17 protein-coding genes are annotated in these 15,578 nt (G+C 60.8%); 10 read left to right on the top strand and 7 right to left on the bottom strand.

Going from position 1 to position 15,578, the window contains the following annotated elements; all coding sequences use genetic code 11:
• Positions 1-71: 71 nt before the first annotated feature.
• From FHX06_RS30445 to FHX06_RS30425, 5 genes are all read left to right on the top strand, one after another.
• Complete coding sequence (locus tag FHX06_RS30445; RefSeq protein WP_113211859.1) at positions 72-959, top strand: carbohydrate ABC transporter permease; 888 nt, start codon at positions 72-74, stop codon at positions 957-959.
• Between the two features lies 1 nt (position 960).
• A complete protein-coding gene (locus tag FHX06_RS30440) occupies positions 961-1,872 on the top strand; it encodes a carbohydrate ABC transporter permease (protein WP_113211860.1) in 912 nt (303 codons plus the stop codon).
• Between the two features lie 19 nt (positions 1,873-1,891).
• A complete protein-coding gene (locus FHX06_RS30435) occupies positions 1,892-2,974 on the top strand; it encodes an ABC transporter ATP-binding protein (protein ID WP_113211861.1) in 1,083 nt (360 codons plus the stop codon).
• Positions 2,975-2,990: 16 nt separating this feature from the next.
• Complete coding sequence (locus tag FHX06_RS30430; protein ID WP_113118099.1) at positions 2,991-3,740, top strand: ThuA domain-containing protein; 750 nt, start codon at positions 2,991-2,993, stop codon at positions 3,738-3,740.
• 71 nt (positions 3,741-3,811) lie between these two features.
• Positions 3,812-4,093 (top strand): MurR/RpiR family transcriptional regulator, encoded by a 282-nt coding sequence (locus FHX06_RS30425; RefSeq protein ID WP_162738533.1) that lies wholly within the window; start codon positions 3,812-3,814, stop codon positions 4,091-4,093.
• A gap of 2 nt (positions 4,094-4,095) precedes the next feature.
• On the opposite strand, the gene FHX06_RS30420 is transcribed toward FHX06_RS30425, so the two are convergent.
• The 3 genes from FHX06_RS30420 to FHX06_RS30410 form a co-directional block, all read right to left on the bottom strand.
• Positions 4,096-5,007 (bottom strand): SMP-30/gluconolactonase/LRE family protein, encoded by a 912-nt coding sequence (locus tag FHX06_RS30420; protein ID WP_183881970.1) that lies wholly within the window; start codon positions 5,005-5,007, stop codon positions 4,096-4,098.
• A 108-nt stretch (positions 5,008-5,115) separates the two neighbouring features.
• The gene (locus FHX06_RS30415) at positions 5,116-5,937 is read right to left on the bottom strand and encodes an SDR family oxidoreductase (protein ID WP_113211864.1); all 822 of its coding nucleotides are present in this window, start codon (positions 5,935-5,937) and stop codon (positions 5,116-5,118) included.
• Positions 5,938-6,019: 82 nt separating this feature from the next.
• Positions 6,020-7,207 (bottom strand): phytanoyl-CoA dioxygenase family protein, encoded by a 1,188-nt coding sequence (locus FHX06_RS30410; protein ID WP_113211865.1) that lies wholly within the window; start codon positions 7,205-7,207, stop codon positions 6,020-6,022.
• A gap of 94 nt (positions 7,208-7,301) precedes the next feature.
• Here FHX06_RS30410 and FHX06_RS30405 point away from each other — a divergent pair, with 94 nt between their 5' ends.
• Positions 7,302-8,324, top strand: a complete 1,023-nt coding sequence (locus tag FHX06_RS30405) for a LacI family DNA-binding transcriptional regulator (RefSeq protein ID WP_113211866.1) — start codon at positions 7,302-7,304, stop codon at positions 8,322-8,324.
• A gap of 71 nt (positions 8,325-8,395) precedes the next feature.
• Positions 8,396-9,613: an adenylate/guanylate cyclase domain-containing protein gene (locus FHX06_RS30400; protein WP_113118094.1), complete on the top strand. Its 1,218-nt coding sequence runs from the start codon at positions 8,396-8,398 to the stop codon at positions 9,611-9,613.
• Positions 9,614-9,696: 83 nt separating this feature from the next.
• Here the strand turns inward: FHX06_RS30400 and FHX06_RS30395 are convergent, their stop codons facing one another.
• From FHX06_RS30395 to FHX06_RS30380, 4 genes are all read right to left on the bottom strand, one after another.
• Positions 9,697-10,476: an SDR family oxidoreductase gene (locus tag FHX06_RS30395; protein WP_183881968.1), complete on the bottom strand. Its 780-nt coding sequence runs from the start codon at positions 10,474-10,476 to the stop codon at positions 9,697-9,699.
• 78 nt (positions 10,477-10,554) lie between these two features.
• Complete coding sequence (locus tag FHX06_RS30390; protein ID WP_113118141.1) at positions 10,555-10,950, bottom strand: DoxX family protein; 396 nt, start codon at positions 10,948-10,950, stop codon at positions 10,555-10,557.
• A 96-nt stretch (positions 10,951-11,046) separates the two neighbouring features.
• Positions 11,047-12,195 carry a galactonate dehydratase gene (gene dgoD / locus FHX06_RS30385; RefSeq protein ID WP_112968693.1) on the bottom strand — a complete coding sequence of 383 codons (1,149 nt, stop codon included), beginning with the start codon at positions 12,193-12,195 and terminating at the stop codon, positions 11,047-11,049.
• A 61-nt stretch (positions 12,196-12,256) separates the two neighbouring features.
• Positions 12,257-12,997 carry a FadR/GntR family transcriptional regulator gene (locus FHX06_RS30380; RefSeq protein ID WP_112544403.1) on the bottom strand — a complete coding sequence of 247 codons (741 nt, stop codon included), beginning with the start codon at positions 12,995-12,997 and terminating at the stop codon, positions 12,257-12,259.
• 190 nt (positions 12,998-13,187) lie between these two features.
• On the opposite strand from FHX06_RS30380, the gene FHX06_RS30375 reads away from it, so the two are divergent.
• The 3 genes from FHX06_RS30375 (at position 13,188) to FHX06_RS30365 (ending at position 15,568) form a co-directional block, all read left to right on the top strand.
• Positions 13,188-13,619: an OsmC family protein gene (locus tag FHX06_RS30375; protein WP_112544401.1), complete on the top strand. Its 432-nt coding sequence runs from the start codon at positions 13,188-13,190 to the stop codon at positions 13,617-13,619.
• A 150-nt stretch (positions 13,620-13,769) separates the two neighbouring features.
• Positions 13,770-14,378 (top strand): TetR family transcriptional regulator, encoded by a 609-nt coding sequence (locus FHX06_RS30370; RefSeq protein ID WP_112544399.1) that lies wholly within the window; start codon positions 13,770-13,772, stop codon positions 14,376-14,378.
• Between the two features lie 50 nt (positions 14,379-14,428).
• Entirely contained in the window at positions 14,429-15,568 is a 1,140-nt protein-coding gene (locus FHX06_RS30365; RefSeq protein ID WP_183881966.1) for an efflux RND transporter periplasmic adaptor subunit, read from the top strand.
• Positions 15,569-15,578 lie beyond the last annotated feature (10 nt).

Genomic DNA, 15,578 nt, shown 5'->3' with positions numbered 1-15,578 from the left:
TCCCGCCAAGACGGGGACGCGGCATTCTCGCCGCGTCTTCCCGATTTCATTCGATAAGGTTGTGAGCTTCAATGGCCCGAAACTCTCATGAAAAGCGAACCGAGCGCCAACTCCTGCTGGTTCTGCTGCCGTCGCTGGTCCTGCTTCTGGCCTTTGTGATCTATCCCGCCCTCTATTCCGTCTATCTGAGCTTCACCAATGAGGCGCTGACGGGAGCTGCGGCCCTGCGGCCGCGCTTCGTCGGCATCCGCAACTATGTGCGTCTTTTCAACGATGCGAAGTTCTGGAATTCGCTGTTCGTCACCTTCGTCTTCGTCATGGGCTCTGCCGTCATCGGGCAGTTCGTGCTCGGGCTGATTTCGGCAATGGCGTTGCGCCGGCCGATCCGTTTCCGCCAGTTCTTCTCTTCGATTATTCTTCTGCCGAATGCCGCCCCGGAAGTCGTTGCCGGCTTCATGTGGATCTCGATGCTGGCCGGCGGCGAACATGCGACGCTCTCGCGCATCGTTGCCTTCTTCGGCATTGATCCCGCTGACTGGCTGAACGCCTTTCCACTGTCGATGATTATCATCGTCAATACCTGGCGCGGTATCGCGACCGCGATGATCCTGCTGACGGCTGGCCTCAGCACCATTCCCTCCGAGATCTACGAGGCGGCGCGCATGGATGGCGCGACACCGTCGCAGATGTTCCGCCGCATCACCCTGCCGCTGATGATGCCGACAATCCTGCTCTACATGCTGATTTCGGCCGTCTCCACCATTGCCGTCTTCGGTCTCGTCTACGCGCTGACGCGCGGCGGCCCGGGCGGGGCGACGGAGGTCGTCAGCATCTACATCTACAACCAGTCCTTCACGGCCTTCCAGCTCGGTTACGGTGCTGCGGTCGCGGTCGTCGCGCTCATCATCTCGCTGATCCTCGGTATCGGCTATGTCCGGGCCATGAAAGTGGAGGTCTGACATGACCGCTATTTCCCCAAGCGAAGGGGCCAACAAGACCCGCTCCGACGTGCTTGCCTACGCAACGCTGTCGATCATCTCGATCTTCTGCGCCGTGCCCTTCTTCTGGGTGCTGCTCGCCTCCTTCGACGGCAATGCGCAGCTCTTCCTGCGCTGGCCGGAGCAGTGGACGTTCGCAAACTATGTGCGCGTCTTCACCAAAGAGGATGGGGCGAAGTGGCTGTTCAACTCGCTTTTCGTGGTCGGCGGAGCGACGCTTATCGTCATGGTTCTGGCGGGGCTCGGCGGCTATGCGCTGTCGCGCACGCGGGCCTGGTGGAAGCTGCCCTTCCTCTACGCGATCCTGCTGATCCGCGTGTTGCCGCCGACGGCACTCGTCGTGCCGCTCTACAAGTTCCTGCTGACGCTGAACAATGGGGAGGCTGCAATCCTGCGGCCGATCTTCGGAAGCTATGCCCGCGATATCATGCGCTGGACCGGGTTCATCGACGGTTATCTCGGTATCATGCTGGTGCTCGCCACCATGCAGTTGCCGCTGGCTCTCTGGATCATGAAGACCTTCTTCGACGGCCTGCCGCGCGACTATGAGGAAGCGGCCGTCATGGACGGGGCGACGATGATGCAGCGCATCCGCCGCGTGCTGATTCCGCTTGCCATGCCTGGGCTCGCGGCCGCCGGTCTCTTCGCCTTCATGTCTGCCTGGGGCGATTTCCTGCTGCCGCTGATCTTCCTGTCGTCGCCAGAGCTGCAGACGCTGCCGCTCGGCCTCTTCCGCGCCTTCCTGCGCATCAACGAGATCGATTACGGCCTGCTGACGGCGCTCGCCTTCATTTACCTGCTGCCTGCCGTCGTCGCCTTCGGCTTTGCGCGGCGCTTCCTCGTCCAGACTTTCTCGGGCGGTGTGAAGGGCTGAGATCAAGAAAGAGAAACGAATGATCAATCTCAGAAACGTTCGCAAATTCTACGGCGCGCTCGAAGTCATCAAGGGCGTCGATATCACGGTGGAGGATGGCGAATTCGCCGTGTTCGTCGGCCCGTCGGGCTGCGGCAAGTCCACGCTGTTGCGCATGATCGCCGGCCTCGAAGGCATCGATGAGGGCGATCTGGTGCTGAACGGCCAGCGCATCAACGACGTGCCCCCGGACAAGCGCGGCATCGCCATGGTATTCCAGTCCTACGCGCTCTATCCGCATATGACGGTCGCAGAAAATATCGGCTTTTCGCTGAGCCTCAAGAAGGTGCCGGAAGCCGAAATCAAGAAGCAGGTGGAAGGTGTCGCCGAGATCCTGCAGCTGACTGACTATCTCAGCCGCAAGCCGGGAGCACTATCCGGCGGCCAGCGCCAGCGCGTGGCGATCGGCCGCGCGATCATCAAGAAGCCGTCGCTGATCCTGTTCGACGAGCCGCTGTCGAACCTCGATTCTGCGCTGCGCGTGCAGATGCGCGCCGAGCTGCAGCGCCTGCATCGCGAGCTGAAGGCGACTGTGGTCTATGTCACGCATGACCAGGTCGAGGCGATGACGATGGCCGATCGTATCGTCGTGCTGAACAAGGGTGTCGTTGCCCAGCAGGGCGCACCGATGGAACTCTATCACCAGCCGGAAAACGAGTTCGTCGCGACTTTCATCGGCTCGCCGAAAATGAACGTGCTGCCGATGACGGCAACACGCCGGGATGTCGGCAAGGTGCATCTGGAAAGCCCGCTCGGCCTTGCGATCGATCTGACGGATGCAAACGGCTCCGTGCCGCAGGGTGAGGCGAAACTCGGCATCCGGCCTGAGCATCTGAGGCTCGCGCCGCAGGGGCAGGGCGATTTTTCGGCCGAGGTCGTCATCGTCGAGCGGCTTGGTGTCGAGACCTATCTGACAGTTGGGTCGCAGGAGCAGCCGATCGTTGTGCGCACAGAAGGCGACATGACCATTCGTCCCGGCGATCGCGTTTCGCTCACAGCCGAGCGCGCCGCTTGCCATCTGTTCGATTCCGCCGGCCGGGTTCTCCGTTCGGCTCAAATTTGAAACATCGAGGAATAGCATGACAATCAAGGTCACGATCTGGAATGAAGGACGCCACGAGCAGGTCCACAAGGAAGTCCAGGATATCTATCCCGATCGTATCGACGGCGCGATCGCTGCTGGCATTGCCCATCCCGATTTCGAGATCCGTCGCGGCACGCTCGACGATCCGGATGAAGGCCTGCCGGATTCCGTGCTCAACGATACCGACGTGCTGCTCTGGTGGGGGCATATGGCGCATGAGGAAGTCAGCGACGGGCTGATCGACCGTGTGCAGCAGCGGGTTCTGAAGGGCATGGGCCTTCTGGTCCTGCATTCCGGCCATCACTCCAAGCTCTTCCGCCGGCTGATGGGCACCAACGCCAATCTCTCCTGGCGCGAAACGCCAGAGGGCGATCTGGAGCGCGTCTGGGTGGTCAATCCCTCGCATCCGATCGCCGAGGGCCTGCCGCCCTATTTCGAAGTCAATGCTTCGGAAATGTATGGCGAGCCCTTCGACATTCCGCAGCCGGACGAACTGGTCTTCATCTCCTGGTATTCGGGCGGCGAAGTGTTCCGCAGCGGCTGCACCTTCCAACGCGGTCGCGGGCGTATCTTCTTCTTCAGCCCCGGCCATGAGACCTATCCGATCTATCACGACAAGACCGTTCACAAGGTCATCTCGAACGGCATCCGCTGGGCGCAACAGAAGCACACCGACGGCCGCATCCTCGAAAACTGGCACCGCAAGGAGCCGCTGCACGGGCGGCCGGACAAGGTGAAGGCTTAAAGAGTTCCTCCCGTGGGGGCTGGGGCCATGATGATCCTGGCCTCCGCGGGCGGTAAACGATGGAGGCTGGAATGCAGACTGTTTCGATGAAGGCCGACGGAGATGCCTTTCTCAGCAAGGCATTCTGGGTTTCCATTCATCGCGATCTGCCGCAGCGGCTCGATGCACTGGCGAGGCTTGCCGCCGAGCGGCCTGATGTCTTCGCTTTCGAATGCAGCCAGAAGATCGCCGAGCGCTGCAATGTCTCGCAGACCAGCGTCATCCGTTTTGCGCATCATCTCGGCTTTGACGGTTTTGCCGAGATGAAGCAGGTTTTCCAGCAGGGGCTGAGGGCGGCAGCCCGCAAGGGATAGGCTTACGGGTACTGCGCTCCGTTCGTCGTCGTATAAATCGAATAGAGCGACTGCGTTGCGGTGATGAAGAGGCGGTTCTTCTTCGGGCCGCCGAAGGTGATGTTGGAGACGGTCTGCGGCACCTTGATCTTGCCGAGCAGCGTCCCGTCTGGGGCAAAGCAGTGCACACCGTCGGCGGCACTGGTCCAGAGATTCCCCGAGACATCGAAACGGAAACCATCCGGTATGCCGTTATCGATCGAGCAGAAGTAGCGGCTGTTTGTGAGCTTGCGGCCATCCACGACGTCGAAGACGCGGATGTGGCGCGGGACGTCATGATTGGCGGAACCGGAATCGGCGATGAAGAGCTGGCGCTCGTCCGGCGAAAAGGCCAGCCCGTTCGGCTGGATGAAGTCGGTAACGACAGCTTCGATATCGCCGGTTGCGGCATCGATGCGATAGACGTTGCGGCTTTCCTGCTCTTCCGGAGATTTGTGGCCTTCGTAATCCGACATGATGCCGTAGCTCGGATCGGTGAACCAGATCGAGCCGTCGGACTTCACAACGACATCGTTCGGGGAGTTCAGCCGTTTGCCATTGAAGCTGTCGGCCAGCACGGTAATGCGTCCATCAGGCTCGGTGCGGGTCACACGGCGACCGCCATGTTCGCAGGAGACCAAGCGGCCCTGCCGGTCGCGGGTATTGCCGTTGACATAGTTGGACGGTGAGCGGAAGACGGAGACCGAGCCATCCGGTACCCAGCGCATCAGGCGTTCGTTCGGAATGTCGCTCCAGATCAGGCAGTTCAGATCGGAAAACCAGACAGGTCCCTCAGCCCAGCGGCAGCCCCTGTACAATTCCTCCAGCACGGCGCTGCCGGCGATCAGCGCTCCAAAGCGCTCGTCCCTGATGTCATAAAGCTCGCTTCCGGCCATGCCCGATTCCTCCCAGATCGATATTGTTTCTTCGTAGCGGGAAACGAAGCAATCTGCCAGAGCCCGGAGGCGGAAAGGCGCCGGGCTCTGATGCGTTACAATGGTACGTTAGAGCGCCGCGACCGGATGCGGCGAGCCGTCATAAGCGCCCCAGATCGACTGATCGAAGCAGATGACGGAGCCGGTCATCAAGCCAGATTCGCCGGACGAGAGATAGGCACAGGCGCGGGCCACTTCTTCCGGATCGACAAGCCGGCCGAAGGGCTGGCTTGCGGCAGCCTTGGCGAGCCAGTCGTCGTCGGCCTTGTGAAATTCCCTCTGGATGCGATCTTCACCTTCGGAGGCCATCCAGCCGATATTCAGGCCATTGACCCGGATACGATTGCGCAGCAGCGCGTAGGCGGTGTTCTTCGTCAGCGTTTCCAAGGCGCCCTTGGAGGCGCAATAGGCAGCGATGAAGGGCTGGCCGGCCTTGGCGGACATGGAGCCGATATTGACGATCGTGCCTTCGATCTTCTCGCGGCGCATGACCTTCACCGCCTCCTGCATGAGGAAGAATGGGGCACGGACATTGACGGCGAACATGGCGTCGAAGAGCTCAGGGCTGGTATCGAGGATCGTGCCGCGGTCGGTGATGGCGGCGGCATTGACCAGCGCATCGACGCGGCCGAAGGTCTGGTCGCAGACATGGACGACATTCCTGGTATCCTCGACCTTGGCGAGATCGGCCTTGACGTAGACGACCTTCGCGCCGGTCTTTGCCGATATCTCCTCCGCCTTCGCCTTGCCCTTGGCCTCGTTGCGGCCGCAGATGATGATGCCCTTAGCGCCGCGTTCGGCAAAGAGGCGGGTAATGGTGGCGCCGAGGCCCTGTGTGCCGCCGGTGACGATGGCGATCTTGCCGTCGAGGCGAGCGTAATCCGTGCTCATGTGTTTTTTCCTCCTGATGACATGCGAATGGCCCCTTACCAGCGGCAAGGGGCTCTTGGATGATGGTATTGTGATGGCCGCGTCAGCTCAGCTTCCTGGCTGCCTGTTCGGCAAGGGCTTTGCTGAAGGCGTCGTCGCTCCAGTTTTCGGCGAGTGCCTCGTGCATGAGCTGGGCCTGGGTCTTCGGCGCGAGGCCGCCGAGCGGCGGGTCGCGGTCGAGATTGGTAGGGAAGGAATAGCCTTCCGCGCAGGAGGCGACGGCATTGGCGATCTCGCCGGCTGAAAGCTTGGCTTTCAGTGCCTTGAGGGCGGGGAAGAGCCTTGCGCTCATGCGTTCGCGGTTGACGGTTTCCATCGCCCGGCCGAAAGCCGAGGAGACCTGCAGCAGGTTTGCGACGCGCTTGATGTCTTTCGAGCGGTTGGTGCCGGCGGCATGGAAGAGGGCGGGGTTGAAGAAGACGACATCGCCCTTTTTCAGCGACAGCTGGATATGGTTCTGGTCGAAATAATCCTTGAATTCCTGGCGCTTGAGCGCGAGGTAGCCGGGCTCATAGGTCTGGCTGTGCGGCAGGAAAAGCGTCGGGCCGCTTTCGAGCGGCATGTCGCAATGGGCGACCGCACCCTGCAAGGTCAGCACCGGCGAAAGGCGGTGAACATGGGCCGGGAACTGTTCGATCACCTTGGAGGACTGGAAGCCGAGGTGATAGTCGCGGTGGGCCGATTGCGCGGCACCGCCCGGGTTCACCCGGTTGACCTGCGCCGTCATCTGGTAGTGCGGGCCGAGCCATGCCTCGCTTGCCAGCGCCACGATGGCATTGCCGTAGTAGCGGGCGAAATTCTCGGGGTCGGCAAGGCAGTGCTTTTCGAGCGAGTTCCAGATGCGGTCGTTTGCGCCAGGCTTGGCGAAATGGTCGCCGCCGCCGGTCGAGCTGCGGTGCTGCTCCTCGATGATCTCGTCGAAGATCGTGCTCGCCCGGTCGATGATGCCGGTGTCTTCGTAGGCATGTTTGAAAACGACGACGCCGGGGCCGATGCCGAAGGCTTCGCAGATTTCGGCGAGAATGGCGCGGCGGCCTTCCGGCGTCGAGGCTGCCTCGATCACCTTGCGGCTGTCATAGATCAGCACGTTCTTCTCGACGGCTGAGGCCGAGGGATAGTCGGCAAGGGCCGTGGTCTTTTCGGCGAGTGCGCGGAAATCGTTGAGATCGCAGGCGTCTTCGGTGAGCCAGACGCGGTCGGCGCGCAGTTTTTGCTGGTTGTCTGATTTCATCGGGTGCTCCTCCATGTCCGATGAAGGGACTATACGCCGCCGGCGATCCTGATATAGATCAGGAATCCATCAAAAATCCATCAGAACTGCAAGCATGGCTCATCCCTTTCTCGTCAAGGATATCGCTTTTCAGGCAGGTCTCAGCACTGCCACAGTCGATCGCGTGCTGAACGGCAGGCCCGGCGTGCGGCGGCAGACCGAGATGCGGGTCAAGGCGGCAATCGTCGAGCTCGAGAAACAGGTGGGTGCCGATGTGGTTGGCCGCAAGCTCACGATCGATATCGTCATGGAAACGCCTGACAGGTTCAGCACGGCGGTGCGGGCCGCGTTCGAAGCGGAGGTTGCGACCTTCCTGCCGACCGTCTTCCGCTGCCGCTTTCATTTTGCCGAGGTGATGCGGGCGGCGGAGCTGGTACAGCTTCTCGACCGGATCCGGTTGCGTGGCACACATGGCGTTGTGCTGAAGGCGCCTGATGTGCCTGATATCGTCGCTGCCGTCGCAAGGCTCGATACCGCCAATATCCCAGTCGTCACCCTCGTAACCGACCTGCCGAATTCCGCCCGGTCGGCCTATGCCGGCGCCGATAACCGGGCAGCAGGGGAGACGGCGGCCTATCTCATCGGTCGGTTGCTCGGTGCCGCCGGCGGCAAGGCGCTGGTGACGCTGTCAAGCGGCCGGTTTCGTGGCGAGGAGGAGCGGGAGATCGGCTTTCGCCGGGTGATCCGTGCGCATTATCCTCTAATTGGCATTATCGAAGTGAGCGAAGGGCATGGCACGGATGCCGCGACGGGCACGCTCGTTGCCAAGGCCCTTGCCGATGATCCCTCGATCAATGCGGTCTATTCGGTCGGCGGCGGCAATCGCGCGGTGCTTGCGGCTTTCAAGGCTGCCGGCAGGCCGGTCTCGGTCTTCGTGGCGCATGATCTCGATGCCGACAACCGCGCTTTACTCGCCGAACGGCGGATCGATTTCGTGTTGCATCACGATCTCAGAACCGATGCGCGCGCCGCTTTCCGTGCAATCATGGCCCATACTATCCCCGTCAGCCGGACGGCGCCGGTGTCCTTTTCGGCCGTCGAAATCGTTACGCCCTATAATATGCCGACAAGCCAATAGTCTGTTCGAGTTGATTGTCTTTTCATCTGCGGCAGATTCACGTTACAGCTTGCGGATCGTGAGGAGAGCGCATGGATCACAGCGACGTCGGCACAATCGCAGCATGGGTGACGGAACAGGGCTTGAACGGTGCGACCGAGGCGGAGCTGCTTGCCGGCTTCTGCGAAGCCTGCCGCAATGCCGGCATGCGGCTCGATCGCGCCATGGCGCTGATGGACACGCTTCATCCCGTGCATGAAGGCCGCGCATTTCGCTGGGATAGCGTTGAGGATTTCGAGGGCGAGTTCGAATATGGCCCTTCGGGTGAGGGCCAGGGACTGGATACCTGGCGTCGTTCGGCCTTCTACCATCTCTGGACCAGCGGCGATCGAGAGGTGCGGCGCCGGATCGGCTTCGGCGATCCGACCGATTTCATCATGCTGGACCAGATCTACAAGCTCGGTCATACCGATTACGTCGCCATGGCGCATCGCTTTGCCGAGGCCGGCACGATCGGCGAGATGGATTGCTTCTTCTCGCATTTCTCGACGAAACATCCGGAGGGCTTTTCCGACCAGGATCTTGCGATCCTGCGCAAACTGGTGCCGGTGCTGGGACTGGCGATCAAATGCGTGGCTCTTGCCCGTATCGCCCGCACGATCGCCGAGGTCTATCTCGGTGAGGATGCGGCCCGCCAGGTGATGGACGGCAAGATCTCGCGCGGCAAGACCGAGCGAATTTCGGCAGCACTATGGTTCTCCGATCTGTTGAACTACACGAAGATCTCGGACAATTCGCCGCCGGAAGAGATCATTCCGCTGCTCAATGAATATAGCGAGGCGGTGATAACAGCGATCCATGAAGCCGGTGGGAATGTTCTGAAGCTGATCGGCGACGGGGTGCTTGCTATCTTCAAGGGCGAGGAGCCGGCGGAAAGCTGTTCTGCCGCGTTGACGGCAGAGCGCCTGCTCCGCCAGAAGCTTGCAGTGCTCAACGCTGCACGCGAGGTGGACAGGCGGCCAACAACTGATGTCTATATCGGCCTGCATATCGGCGATGTCTTCTACGGCAATATCGGCAGCCAGGACCGTCTGGACTTCACGGTCATCGGGCCGGCGGTCAACGAGGTGAGCCGCATCGCCTCGATCTGCCGTTCAGTCGATCTCAATGTGCTGATGTCGTCGGATTTCGAAGCGGCGATCCCCGAGGCGGAGCGCAACGTCCTCGCCTGCATCGGCCGCTATGCGCTCCGCGGCGTCAAGCGCCCGCAATTGCTTTACACGCTGGAAAGCGCGCGGTTAAACGGGTGACCGGCAGGGGCGTTGCTGCAACTGCATATATGCGCTGATGATCTGGTCGAGCAAAGGCAATCGTCTCACGACGCAGAAGCGGCCTAACGCAGCAATCCCTGTCCGCCGTCGATCCAGACAGGCGTGCCGGTAATATGCCGGGCGCGCTCGGAGGCAAGGAAGAGGATCGTTTCGGCGACATCGTCACTAGACCCTGCCTTGCCGCCAGTGATCGGGATTTCGCCCTTCGGCCAGATGACGGGCACTTCGGTTTCCTCGCGATGGCGCGATGTTGTGTTGGCGGAAATGCTGGTGTCGATCGCGCCGGGGCAGACGGCATTGACGCGAATGCCATGTTTGCCGAGCTCGAGTGCGAGCTGCTGAACCATGGCGACCTGGCCGGCTTTGGTCGCGGTATAGGCGGTGGCGCCCGGGGTGGTGAAGGTACGCGTGCCATTGATTGACGAGACCACGACGATCGAGCCGCCGTTCATCTTCAGATAGGGCACGGTGAGATGCAGTGTCATGTATGTGCCGCGCAGGTTGACGGCCATGGTCCGATCCCATTCTTCGGGCTTGAGGTCATCGATCGGCGCCCAGACGCCATTGATGCCTGCATTGGCCACCACGATGTCGATGCCGCCGAAATTCTCTGTCATCTTATCGACGGCCGCGCGCATTTGGGCCTCGTCGCTCGTATCGGCGGTCAGTTCGATCGACCGACCGCCAGCGGCGATGATCTCCTGGCAGGTTTGTAGCACCTCGCTCTCGGTGCGGCTCAGCACCGCGACCCTGGCGCCTTCAGCGGCGAGCTTCAGCGCAGTCGCCTTGCCAATCCCGGAGCCTGCGCCGGTCACTAGTGCAATTTTTCCCTGCAACTCCATGAGCCGCTCCTCTTTGCGGTTGCCGGTAAAGGCAATGATCGGGGCGGCTCTTGGTTCCGGAGCGTGTGGCGTTGAGGATTATTTCAGGAGGCTGTGGCGAAGCGCCCACCGTTCCGGTCCGTGAACGGCGGCAAAGAGCAGACCGGCCAAGAAGGTGAAGTGATCGACGAAGAAGCCGAATTCAGCCTGGTTCTGCTGCCATTGCGAGGGGCCATGGAAGGCAAAGGCCAGGAAGATCACGTAGATGGCGGCAAGCAGGCTCGCTTCTGTGAAAAAGGCGCCGGATATGAAGGCAAGCGCCAGTGCGATTTCGAAAAAGGCGGCGATCCAGGCAAGGAATGTGGCCGCTGGAAAGCCTGCCGCGGTGATGTAGGCGGCCGTCGCGCCGATATCGGCGAACTTGAAGCCGGCGGCCATGAAAAAGATGAAGCTGAAGATGATGCGGGCAACAATGATTGCGATTGCTCTGGCCATGTGAAATTTCCTCCTTGAGCTTTCACAATGACGAATGAAGTGTCCGATATCCTACACGGAGAATGAAAAAAAGGGCCGCTTTCGCGGCCCTTTCGCTTACCATTCGGCAAAGCTGCCATCCTCGTGGCGCCAGATGGGATTGCGCCAGCGGTGACCTTCCTTGGCACGCTCAATGACATAGGCCTCGTCCACTTCGACGCCGAGGCCAGGCCCCTGCGGAATGGAGACGAAGCCGTCGGCATATTGGAAGACTTCCTTGTTGGAGATGTAGTCGAGGATGTCGTTGCCCTTGTTGTAGTGGATGCCGAGGCTCTGTTCCTGAATGAAGGCATTGTAGGAGATGGCGTCGACCTGCAGGCAAGCGGCAAGCGCGATGGGGCCGAGCGGGCAATGGGGTGCCAGCGCCACGTCATAGGCTTCAGCCATGGCGGCGATCTTGCGGCATTCGGTGATGCCGCCTGCGTGGGACAGATCCGGCTGGATAATATCGACATAGCCATCCGACAGGACCGACTTGAAGTCCCAGCGGGAATAGAGGCGTTCGCCGAGCGCGATTGGCGTCGAGCAATGGTTGGCGATTTCCTTCAGGGTTTCGCGGTGTTCGGAGAGAACCGGCTCCTCGATGAACATCAGCTTGTAGGGTTCGAGTTCCTTGGCAAGAACCTTTGCCATGGGTTTGTGGACACGGCCGTGGAAATCGACACCGATACCGACATGCGGGCCGATCGCCTCGCGGATCGTCGCGATGGTCTCGACCGCCTTGTCGATCTTCTCGTTGGTATCGACGATCTGCATTTCCTCGCAGCCGTTGAGCTTGATCGCCTTGAAGCCACGGGCGACGACGTCCTTGGCGTTGCGGGCGACGTCGGAGGGGCGGTCGCCGCCGATCCAGGAATAGACCTTGATGCGGTCACGCACCTGGCCGCCGAGCAGCGAATGGATCGGCTGGCCGAGCGCCTTGCCCTTGATGTCCCAGAGTGCCTGATCGATGCCGGATATCGCCGACATATGGATGGCGCCGCCGCGATAGAAGCCACCGCGATACATCACGGTCCAATGGTCTTCGATGAGGAAGGGATCCTTGCCGATGAGGTAGTCTGCGAGTTCGTGGACGGCCGCCTCGACGGTCAGCGCGCGGCCCTCGACAACGGGTTCGCCCCAGCCGACGACGCCTTCATCGGTTTCGATCTTCAGAAACAGCCAGCGCGGCGGGACGATATAGGTGGTCAGTTTGGTGATCTTCATGACAGTCGCACTTTCGTTTCGCTTCGTGTTCCCATCGACGGCCGTGGCCGCTGATATCTTATCATTTCGTCCGGCCGGCGGCGGTCAGGTCGCGTTTGGCGAGGTCGAGAATCCGGTTGACGCAATCGCGCGCGCCAGCGGCATCGCGCAGGCGCAGGGCTTCGACCACCTTGCCATGCAGGGCCAGGGCCTCGCGGTGATCGGGCATGGCGACGTTGGAGGCGTGCAGCGCGTATTTGAGCGCAGCGTGGATGGCGCTGGAGAGACGGCGAAAGACCTGGTTGTGGCTGGCCTTGAGCAGCACGGTATGGAAGAGCAGATCGGCCTCGGTGAAGGCCTCGGCATCATCGCTCGCCGCTTGCATGCGCTGCCAGGCCCCTTCGAGATCGGCGATTTCCTGCGTGCTGGCGCGACTTGCGGCATATTCGGCCGCTGCCGGCTCGATGGTGCGGCGGGCTTCGAGGATGCTGGCAAGCAGGTCGAAATCGCCGAGATGCGGCCCCATCCATTCCAGTAGGTCCTGATCGAGAATGTTCCACTCGTCCTTGTCGCAAACTGTGGTGCCGATGCGTGGTTTGCCGCGTACGAGCCCCTTGGATTCCAGAACCTTCAGGGATTCGCGGATCACGGTACGGCTGACGCCATAGAGCTCGCAGAGGTCGTTTTCGCGTGGCAATAGCGTGCCTGCAGGGTAGCGGCTGGCGCAGATATCCTCGGCAATCGCCGCCGTAACGCTACGGCGGACGCGCGGCCGGCGCTCGGCCGCTGCGGTTTTCTCATCGCGTCTTGTTGCGGGCTGCATCGGAAAGTTCCTCTTGGTCAAGTCTCTTACCTTAATCATCATACACAGGCAATCTTCTTGTATGATGATTTGCCTTCAATCTGGTGTCGTCTTCCGCGGATAGAGGACTATATTGCCGGTCGGAAGGGCAGAACGCTCTTCGCGGCGGAGCGGCGCAACGCTTCAAAATTCAATCGAGCAGGAGGACGGCATGCAGATCAATCGTACAGCTTCGGCCCATTGGTCAGGTGGTCTCAAGGACGGAAAAGGTCAGATCACGACCCAGAGCGGCGCGCTGAGCAATTATCCCTACGGCTTTGCAAGCCGCTTCGAAGGCGTTGCCGGTACCAACCCGGAAGAGCTTATCGGCGCTGCCCATGCGGGCTGCTTCACCATGGCGCTGTCGCTGATCCTCGGCGAAGCCGGACTGAAGGCTGACCATATGGAAACCTCCGCCAAGGTGACGCTGGAAAGCGTGGAAGGCGGCTTTGCCATCACCGCCATCCACCTGTCGCTGTCGGGCAGCATTCCCGGCGCCGACCAGGCAAAATTCGAAGAACTGGCCGGGATGGCAAAAGCCGGCTGCCCGGTTTCCAAGGCTCTTTCTGCGGTTCCGATCACGCTCGACGTCAAGCTCGTCTGATCCTTCAAGCCTATTTTCTTCCTGATGCCGCAGCCTGCCCGGGCTGCGGCATTATTGTTTGCATCGCAAAATCATTGACAAGTGAAGTATTATATTTTACGACTGACGAAATTCAAAATTCGTCAGTCGTAAAACATCAGGCCTGAAACCATGAATGACCTCGCGGAAACCACGCTGGACGTCACACGGCAGGAAAATATCACCCGCATCCTGGATGCGGCCGAGCGGCTTTTCCGCCACTACGGCTATTCCAAGACGACCGTCGCGGATGTGGCCCGCGACCTTGGCATGTCGCCTGCCAATATCTACCGTTTCTTCGCCTCCAAGGTTGAGATCCATCAGGCGATCTGCGGACGCATGCTGGCGATGAGCTATGAGCTTGCAGCCAATGTCTGCCGTCAGAAGATCAGCGCTTCCGACCGGTTGCGCCAGTACGTGCGCAGCCAGTACCAGCTGACGCTCGACACGATGCTCGATCAGCAGAAAGTGCATGAGATGGTGATCGTCGCGATCGAACGCGACTGGCATGTCATCGAGAAGCACATCGACTCCATTCACGCATTGATTGCCGACGTTATCCGCGAAGGCATCGCTTCCGGTGAATTCGCCGACCAAGACCCCGAGGTCGCCTCCCGCTGTTTCGGAGCGGCGACCATCAATCTCTGCCACCCGCAAATGGTTGCCCAATGTCTTGCCAAGACAAACCGTGCGGCCGTGGACGAACTGATCGAATTTGCGATCAGGGCACTTAGAAAATAAGCGCGGCCAACGTCGCCCAAGAAAACCCTAGATAATCAGGAGTGCGAAAGATGTTTTCGCTCAAGACCTTCAGCAATCGCGTGCCGTCCGTCATGAGCCTCGCGCTCCTTGGTGCGGTCGGGCTCGGCGTTGCCGGCTGCACGGAAGAAAAGGCAGAGGTCAAGGAAGTCATCCGTCCGGTCAAGGTGGTCGAGATCGCCAAGGCCGGTGATACCCGTACGCTCGATTATTCCGGCTCGGTGAGGGCGCGTACGGAAATGAACCTCGGGTTTCGGGTCAACGGCAAGATTACCGAACGTCTCGTCGATATCGGCGAACGGGTAAAGCCCGGCGATATCCTCGCCCGCATGGACTCGACCGATTACGAACTCGCCGTGAAGACCGCCGAAGCCAATCTCGCTGCTGCCGAAAAGGCGGTTGAAACCGCCGATCTCGTCAATCGTCGCGCCGAACAGCTCTTCGACAAGAATGTCGCGCCGAAATCGCAGGTCGAGCAGGCGTCTCTCAGCCATGATCAGGCAATTTCGACTCGCGATGCCGCCATCTCCGCGCTCGATCAGGCGAAGAATCAGGTGAGCTATACCGAGCTCAAGGCCGACCACAATGGCATCGTGACCACCATCAATGCCGATGTGGGTCAGGTCGTCGGCTCGGGAGCGCCTGTCGTCACCGTCGCTGTCGACGGCGAGAAGGAAGTGCAGATCGCGGTGCCTGAAAACGATATCGCCCAGTTCAAGCCGGGCAAGACCGTGAAGGCGGGTTTCTGGGCCGACAGCAAGCTGGTGCTCGACGGCACCGTTCGCGAAGTCTCCGGCAGCGCCGACCAGCAGTCCCGCACCTTTGCAGTGCGTGTCAGCCTGCCGAATGATCCTCGTGTACTACTCGGCATGACGGCGTCCATCGAGGCCAATGTCAGCAATAGCGACAGCTATGTTTCCATTCCGCTGAGCGCATTGGCGCAGAAGGACGGCAAGCAGGTCGTCTGGACTGTCGACCGCGGTACGGAAACTGTTCACGTCAGGGACATCGAGGTCGCGGATTTCACCGGCGATGGCGTGCGTGTGGCCAAGGGGCTCGATAGCGGCGATCTCGTCGTCGCCGCCGGCACGCAATTCATGAGCGAAAACCTGCAGGTCAAGCTTCCCGACCAGCAATCGGCTTCGGCTGAAACGGACGCAGCCGTCCGCTGAACGGCCAGGG

Source organism: Rhizobium sp. BK512 (assembly GCF_014194915.1).
GTDB lineage: Bacteria > Pseudomonadota > Alphaproteobacteria > Rhizobiales > Rhizobiaceae > Rhizobium.
The sequence above is the reverse complement of the archived record's forward strand: the minus strand, read 5'-3'. Positions and strand labels throughout refer to the sequence as shown.

What these genes read in the sequence shown, in the direction of transcription:
- FHX06_RS30440 (WP_113211860.1), top strand. Translation starts at nt 961, where the DNA reads ATGACCGCTATTTCCCCAAGCGAAGGGGCCAACAAGACCCGCTCCGAC.
- FHX06_RS30395 (WP_183881968.1), bottom strand. Translation starts at nt 10,476, where the DNA reads ATGGAGTTGCAGGGAAAAATTGCACTAGTGACCGGCGCAGGCTCCGGG.
- FHX06_RS30365 (WP_183881966.1), top strand. Translation starts at nt 14,429, where the DNA reads ATGTTTTCGCTCAAGACCTTCAGCAATCGCGTGCCGTCCGTCATGAGC.
- FHX06_RS30430 (WP_113118099.1), top strand. Translation starts at nt 2,991, where the DNA reads ATGACAATCAAGGTCACGATCTGGAATGAAGGACGCCACGAGCAGGTC.
- FHX06_RS30405 (WP_113211866.1), top strand. Translation starts at nt 7,302, where the DNA reads ATGGCTCATCCCTTTCTCGTCAAGGATATCGCTTTTCAGGCAGGTCTC.
- FHX06_RS30425 (WP_162738533.1), top strand. Translation starts at nt 3,812, where the DNA reads ATGCAGACTGTTTCGATGAAGGCCGACGGAGATGCCTTTCTCAGCAAG.
- dgoD (WP_112968693.1), bottom strand. Translation starts at nt 12,195, where the DNA reads ATGAAGATCACCAAACTGACCACCTATATCGTCCCGCCGCGCTGGCTG.
- FHX06_RS30375 (WP_112544401.1), top strand. Translation starts at nt 13,188, where the DNA reads ATGCAGATCAATCGTACAGCTTCGGCCCATTGGTCAGGTGGTCTCAAG.
- FHX06_RS30380 (WP_112544403.1), bottom strand. Translation starts at nt 12,997, where the DNA reads ATGCAGCCCGCAACAAGACGCGATGAGAAAACCGCAGCGGCCGAGCGC.
- FHX06_RS30415 (WP_113211864.1), bottom strand. Translation starts at nt 5,937, where the DNA reads ATGAGCACGGATTACGCTCGCCTCGACGGCAAGATCGCCATCGTCACC.
- FHX06_RS30370 (WP_112544399.1), top strand. Translation starts at nt 13,770, where the DNA reads ATGAATGACCTCGCGGAAACCACGCTGGACGTCACACGGCAGGAAAAT.
- FHX06_RS30410 (WP_113211865.1), bottom strand. Translation starts at nt 7,207, where the DNA reads ATGAAATCAGACAACCAGCAAAAACTGCGCGCCGACCGCGTCTGGCTC.
- FHX06_RS30420 (WP_183881970.1), bottom strand. Translation starts at nt 5,007, where the DNA reads ATGGCCGGAAGCGAGCTTTATGACATCAGGGACGAGCGCTTTGGAGCG.
- FHX06_RS30435 (WP_113211861.1), top strand. Translation starts at nt 1,892, where the DNA reads ATGATCAATCTCAGAAACGTTCGCAAATTCTACGGCGCGCTCGAAGTC.
- FHX06_RS30445 (WP_113211859.1), top strand. Translation starts at nt 72, where the DNA reads ATGGCCCGAAACTCTCATGAAAAGCGAACCGAGCGCCAACTCCTGCTG.
- FHX06_RS30400 (WP_113118094.1), top strand. Translation starts at nt 8,396, where the DNA reads ATGGATCACAGCGACGTCGGCACAATCGCAGCATGGGTGACGGAACAG.
- FHX06_RS30390 (WP_113118141.1), bottom strand. Translation starts at nt 10,950, where the DNA reads ATGGCCAGAGCAATCGCAATCATTGTTGCCCGCATCATCTTCAGCTTC.